Source organism: Rhodothermaceae bacterium, from assembly GCA_009838195.1.
Classification (GTDB): domain Bacteria; phylum Bacteroidota; class Rhodothermia; order Rhodothermales; family Bin80; genus Bin80.
Window position 1 is genome coordinate 21243 of record VXSC01000041.1, and the last position, 6249, is coordinate 27491.

The window sequence follows — 6249 nt, forward strand, 5'->3', positions numbered from 1 at the left end:
GAGTACTTGTTGCCATGAGCGGGGGAGTTGATTCTTCGGTCGCTGCAGTGCTTCTTCATAAGCAAGGGTACGAGGTGATCGGGATCACTATGAAAACATGGGATTACAGTGGAAGTGCTCCTCGGCGCAGTGGCAAAGAAGTCGGATGCTGTACGCTAGAGTCCATGAATGATGCGAGGCAGATTGCCTTGACCCATGGATTTACACACTTTATTGTTGATATACGGGAGGAGTTCGGGGACTGGGTTATTGAGCGGTTTACGGAAGAATACTTGGCAGGGCGGACACCAAACCCGTGTGTTCTTTGCAATACGCATATCAAGTGGGATGCACTATTGCGGCGGGCAGATGACTTGGAGTGCCCACAAATCGCAACCGGTCATTATGCCCAAGTTCGCGAAGAGGACGGGCGGTTCATATTGTCCTGTGGTTTGGATAAGCAAAAAGATCAAAGTTATGCACTCTGGGGGCTCCCACAGGAACAACTGGCCCGCACCATTTTCCCCCTGGGTCACTATGAAAAGTCGAAGATTCGAGAGCTTGCGGTTGAATTCGGACTCACGGGTGTGGCTCATAAGCCAGATTCGTATGAAATTTGCTTCATTCCAGACAACGATTACAGACGGTTTTTACGGGATCGTGTGCCTGGGTTGAATCAGCGGGTAAGTAACGGGCCAATCATTCTTTCGGATGGTACGGAAGTTGGCCGTCACGATGGATACCCATTCTATACCATTGGGCAGCGCCATGGATTAAATCTTGCACTTGGTTATCCAGTCTATGTCTCTGCAATTGATCCAGAAACCAATACAATTACCGTGGGGCCTCGTGAAGAGTTATTCAAACAGACGTTAGTTGCAGACAAGATCAATCTTGTGAAGTACCCGTCAATCTCAAAGGAACAACCCGCACTGGCCAAGATTCGATATAATGACCCAGGGGCCCCTTGTTTGGTTCAGCAGACAGCGGCCGACGAGCTTCAGGTGTCGTTCATGGAGTCGCGGGCGGCAATTACTCCAGGCCAGTCTGTCGTCGTGTATGAGGGAGAGGATCTACTGGCTGGTGGCTGGATCCAGCGTGTTTTTGAGGGGGCGGAGACGATGGCGGCATCCCAAAACTGAGACGAATGCGACTAATCGTACTCATCCTGTTGACGACGCTGGGAGCATCCTGCCAGACGAGTCATGTACCCGATACCAATACAGAAACTACTGATACAGAAAAAATGGGTAATCAGATTCGAGGAACTGGGAAGATTGTGTGGAATAATTTTGAGGGTGGATTTTTTGGTATTGTAGATCAAGCAGGTACACGATATTATCCCCTTAATCCACTTGATGAAGAACTACAGGTAGACGGTATAGCCGTAAGCTATGTACTTAGTCTCAAGCCTGGTGTAATGACGACCGTGATGTGGGGAATGCCGGTTTCAGTGATCAGCATCGAGAAAATAAACCGTTGAGACAGGCTCAGCTCCGTGCTTATGCGATTCATTTTTATGTTCGCAGTACTTCTTGGGACGGTCGACGGCGCTTCTGCGCAAACGCATCCACCTCTGACCATTCCACGAGTAGCAGGCCCAGTCACCCTGGACGGCATGAGCATCGAAGCCGCTTGGGATTCGGTTGTGCCTTGGATCCCGGTACAGTACGAGCCCAACAATGGCATGCCGGCGACCGAACGAACCGAGTTCCTGGTAGCCTACGACAACGAGTATGTGTACCTCGCGCTGCGCGCGTTCGACAGCGACCCCGACGGGCTTCGTGCTAATACCCTTTACCGCGACCGCCTGAGCGGAGATGATCATTTCGAAATCCTGCTTGATACGTTTAACGATGGTGAGACTGCGCTGCTCTTTACAACGACCCCAGCCGGTATACGTAAGGATGCGGCTATTTCCAATGATGCAAGCGGAGGTGGAATCTCTTCCGGTGGCTGGATAAACGGAGATTTCAACACGTACTGGGACGTAGCCACGACCATTGATCCCGAAGGGTGGTTCGCTGAAATTCGTGTTCCGATCAGCAGTTTGCGATTCCAAAATAAAGAGGATGCCGTGGTAATGGGAATCGCTCTCCAGCGCAAGATTGCGCGCAAAACCGAGCGTGTGGTGTTCCCCCCTGTACCGCCAATAACCGATTGGGCCTTTCTCAAACCCTCCTTGGCCCAAAAAATCGAGTTTGAGGGCATCAAGTCTGAGCGGCCGCTTTACGTGACCGCCTATGGTCTGGGCGGTACTGAATCGCGGCCTAATGCCGCCCAGGATATGCGCACCAACTCTTGGAAGGGTGGGCTGGATCTAAAATACGGATTGACCAATAACGTGACGGCCGACTTGACATTCAATACCGATTTCGCCCAAGTGGAAGCAGATGACCAACAGGTCAATCTGACGCGATTTTCCCTGTTCTATCCTGAGAAAAGGCAGTTCTTCCAGGAGCGTTCGGGACTGTTTGACTTTCGTGTAGGAAGCCAAAGCCGACTCTTTCACAGTCGACGCATCGGTCTGGATGACGATGGTCAGCCCGTACGTATCTGGGGCGGTGGACGCACGGTGGGCCGCATCGGCGGATGGGATTTTGGGCTGCTGAGTATGCAAACCGGCGTCAGTGACACACGATCCTCAGAAAATTTCGGCGTCCTACGGCTACGCCGTCAGATGCCTGACGGACTTAGCCGGCTCGGTGGCATGCTTACGAGCCGACTGGGACGGAACGGCAATTACAACTTGGCTTTTGGCCTCGATGGGATTGTCCATTTGAAGGGTGAAGACTTTCTGATCTATCAATGGTCGCAATCCATTGACCACGAAGCGGGAGATGTCGACTTATTTGACGCTACGCGCGTTGCCATATCTGCAGAACGGCGGAGGCGGCGGGGATGGGGCTATAATTCGATCGCAGAATGGGCCGGCCCCACATACGATCCGGGCATAGGATTCACGCAACGAATCAATTACTTTCTTGTGGATCATACGATGTCGTACACCTGGATCAAGGGCTCAGACTCTCCCCTGATCTGGCACCGGCCTGGCTTGCGCGGATTTGTTTTTTTCAGCCCGTCCTTTGAGATCGAAACTGCCGAAATAGGTCCAGAGTGGGATTTCGTAGCCAAGAGTGGTGCGGGAGGCGGCGTAGAATTCAAGATCCAATCTGAACTCCTAGAGGCACCCTTTGCGCTGTCAGACAAAGTGCAGATCCCAGCCGGTCGATACAATTTTTTTCGTATAGGAGCAAAATACAATGTATCACACACAAGACTCCTCCAAATTCGTCCCCACGTTCAAACCGGTGCATTTTACGATGGCTGGCAAGTGGCCGTGGGTGCCGCACCGATCTGGTATTTGTCGAAGCATCTTGAACTGTCTGGTTCCTATCAGTTGACGCGAATCCGCTTTCCGTCGCGCGATGATACGTTTCTAGCACACTTGGCTCGCCTTCGAATTGGCAGTGCTCTGAATGCCAAGTTCAGCGCAAACGTCTTTATCCAACTCAATAGCATTCAGCACGTAGTCAGTGGTAACATACGCGTGCGGTACAATTTCAGGGAAGGCAACGACCTGTGGGTGGTCTATAACCAGAACCTTGATACGGATCGGGACCGAGTGCTGCCTCGCCTCCCATCGACAGAAGGACACACCGTGCTCGTCAAATACACGCACACCTTTCACTATTGATTGCGGTACAACTACGACAGGGTCGTCGTCAAGGGGGGATCTGGCAGGCTGACTGTAGCAGTAGTGGGATCTTGAGGGTGTGTTCCGGTGAATAGTTGAGCTGTATTCTCTAGATTCTGTGTTCGCTTTGGAGCTACCGTCGTGTTAGAGCGTCACCTCGGTGCCGAGCTTCATTTCACGGGCTCGCTTTTCCAAAAAGCTGGCCACCACGAGATCTTGGATCGCGTTGCCCACGGACTTAAAAAAAGTGATTTCAGAATCATGGGTGCGACCTTGGATACGCTCCATCAGAATCTCTCCTAATTCCCCGTAGATATGCGACGCGTCAAAATGTCCCTGCTGAATTGGTACGATAAGATCGCCTGCCTCTCTGAGACATGCCTCGCGTTGATCTACAATCACCTTCGCCTGTGCCACTACATCAGCGGGAATTTCTGTCATATCTGGTCGGTAGGAGCCGATTCCATTAATATGTGTCCCCGGTGAAAGATGTTGAGATGAAAAGACAGGGGTCATGGATGTCGTAGCAGTGCAGATAACATCCGCTTCGGCAAGCTCCTCCGGCTCTTTCGCTTCGGTGACGGTGATACCATGGCGGCGTTCTATTTCTTCTATGAACCTCTCTGTATTTTGAGGTGAGCGCCCAAAGACAATAATTTTATTGATCGGACGTACGGTACAGACTGCCTCCACCTGGGTGTATGCCTGAACTCCAGTACCAAAGTTTGCCAAAACGGATGATGCTGGGCGCGCGAGGATTTCTGTAGCCAATCCCGCACCGGCACCTGTTCGAAGAGACGTGATAGATTCACCATCCATGAGAGCCAGGGGAGTGCCTGTTTGTGCATCGCTAAGAGTGACCATGGCATGGATAAGGGGAAGTCCGCGCTCAGGATTTACTGGACTTACGTTCACCATCTTCAGGCCGACCTGCGAATGATTTGCGGAGTAAGCCGGCATGAACAATGCACGTTCCCCATGCTCTCCAAGTGGCATGTTCATGCGTATGGGTACATTTGCACGTCCAGACGAGAGTGCCTCAAAGCCGTCGCGCATTAGGTCAATTGCTTCTCGCATAGATATGGCGGAAGCAATCTCTTTTCCTGAAAGTACTCGAAGGGTCACCATAGTGAATTTATCGGAGAAGAAATCCGTCTCGAAAGGGGTCCTGAGGGTCCAAAATAAATGTGTGTTGGCCCGTAATAAATGCACGGCCTTCAATCTCTGGGATGATGGCTTTGTGTGGACCAAATTGAAGCTCTTCCGTGATCATTCCTGTGAAGGAGCTTCCGATTATACTTTCAATGATGATCGGCTCACCAAGCGCAAGCTCTCTCCGTGCATGAAGCAACGCAAGTCGGCCACTCACCCCTGTTCCCGTGGGACTTCGGTCCACCTCGCCGTCTGCAAAAACGCAGACATGGCAACTGTGTGCATCCGATGATTTTGCAGCACCGACGAAGACGGTTCCATACAAGAAGCCCATATCTGGTTCGTAGGGATGGACAATTGGCAGGTCGGCGATGATTGCTTGTTTAATCATCTTCCCCACATGAATCAAGTCACTATAACACCCGGGGCTTGTTTCCAAATCAACCTCCTCAGCCTCTACATACGCGTAGTATGCACCGCCAAAGCCGATATCATACCGGATTCGCCCTATATCTGGCAGATCAACGAATTGGTCCATGGCATGCGCGTAGGAGGGGACATTTCTGAAGCGAACAGATTGCACTTGCCCAGCTTCAATGCGTGCCCATGCAGTCACTAATCCCGCTGGGGTATCAATCAAGACTCGTGGTTCAGGTTCTGATTTTGGAAGCATTCCTGTTTCGAGAACCACCTTCGTTACGGCAATAATCCCGTGGCCACACATCGTACTATACCCTTCGTTGTGCAGGAAAAGCACTCCAAAATCGGCATTCTCATGAACCGGCTCCGTGATCAGGCATCCATACATATCTGCGTGTCCGCGAGGCTCCCAAAGCAGGGCAGTCCGCAGTGCATCGTGATGAGTCTGCAGCTCGTTCCGACGCGCCAATAGTGTATCACCTGTGGGTTGCGGATAGCCTGTCAAGATTACGCGTAAGGGTTCTCCTTCCGTATGGGCATCGATGCACTTGATAGTGAGTCCATCGGGGTGCCAGTTGTCAACTGTATCAATAGGAAGCGTCATAGAATTCTCTCAATCTACGCGTTCTCCTCATCCAACAGAAAATTTCCTCAACCGACTAAGCGGCTACTAGCAATATCTCGAAATATGTAGGAGGAAGCAGTTGTAGCAACCAAGGCTAATCAAAAGTAGGTTCTCAATATCTGGTCAAGGTAGAGACTTAAACCAATATTTGATCTTCTGTGCCATCAGTTTTCGACGTATGACCAAAAATTTATTGTAGTCAGGAACCGTTCCATTGAGCAGGGACAGCGGCAAGCAATTCTGCCTGAAGTTTTCCTCCAATTTTGCGCGATCACGGATTCCTCCATATCGGGCTTTTCCTCCGTTAATCTGTTCAAGTAGTTTAGATCTTATAGCAGGACGGTTCTGCCTGATTAGCGCTACCTTAGCGCGATCC

General features: G+C 51.1%; 5 protein-coding genes. 3 read left to right on the forward strand and 2 right to left on the reverse strand.

Annotated features, from left to right (window positions below; all coding sequences use genetic code 11):
• Positions 1 to 14: 14 nt before the first annotated feature.
• From mnmA to F4Y64_09425, 3 genes are read left to right on the forward strand one after another with little or no spacing between them, the layout of a single operon-like run.
• Positions 15 to 1121 carry a tRNA 2-thiouridine(34) synthase MnmA gene (mnmA, locus tag F4Y64_09415; GenBank protein MXX97815.1) on the forward strand — a complete coding sequence of 369 codons (1107 nt, stop codon included), beginning with the start codon at positions 15 to 17 and terminating at the stop codon, positions 1119 to 1121.
• A 5-nt stretch (positions 1122 to 1126) separates the two neighbouring features.
• Complete coding sequence (locus F4Y64_09420; GenBank protein MXX97816.1) at positions 1127 to 1462, forward strand: hypothetical protein; 336 nt, start codon at positions 1127 to 1129, stop codon at positions 1460 to 1462.
• Positions 1463 to 1483: 21 nt separating this feature from the next.
• The gene (locus F4Y64_09425) at positions 1484 to 3676 is read left to right on the forward strand and encodes a carbohydrate binding family 9 domain-containing protein (GenBank protein ID MXX97817.1); all 2193 of its coding nucleotides are present in this window, start codon (positions 1484 to 1486) and stop codon (positions 3674 to 3676) included.
• A 144-nt stretch (positions 3677 to 3820) separates the two neighbouring features.
• Here F4Y64_09425 and F4Y64_09430 read toward each other — a convergent pair whose 3' ends face one another.
• Entirely contained in the window at positions 3821 to 4804 is a 984-nt protein-coding gene (locus F4Y64_09430; protein MXX97818.1) for a hypothetical protein, read from the reverse strand.
• A 7-nt stretch (positions 4805 to 4811) separates the two neighbouring features.
• The gene (locus F4Y64_09435) at positions 4812 to 5852 is read right to left on the reverse strand and encodes a proline racemase (GenBank protein MXX97819.1); all 1041 of its coding nucleotides are present in this window, start codon (positions 5850 to 5852) and stop codon (positions 4812 to 4814) included.
• Positions 5853 to 6249 lie beyond the last annotated feature (397 nt).

Coding starts and splice junctions, on each gene's coding strand:
- mnmA (MXX97815.1), top strand. CDS start 15: ATGAGCGGGGGAGTTGATTCTTCGGTCGCTGCAGTGCTTCTTCATAAG.
- F4Y64_09430 (MXX97818.1), bottom strand. CDS start 4,804: ATGGTGACCCTTCGAGTACTTTCAGGAAAAGAGATTGCTTCCGCCATA.
- F4Y64_09420 (MXX97816.1), top strand. CDS start 1,127: ATGCGACTAATCGTACTCATCCTGTTGACGACGCTGGGAGCATCCTGC.
- F4Y64_09425 (MXX97817.1), top strand. CDS start 1,484: ATGCGATTCATTTTTATGTTCGCAGTACTTCTTGGGACGGTCGACGGC.
- F4Y64_09435 (MXX97819.1), bottom strand. CDS start 5,852: ATGACGCTTCCTATTGATACAGTTGACAACTGGCACCCCGATGGACTC.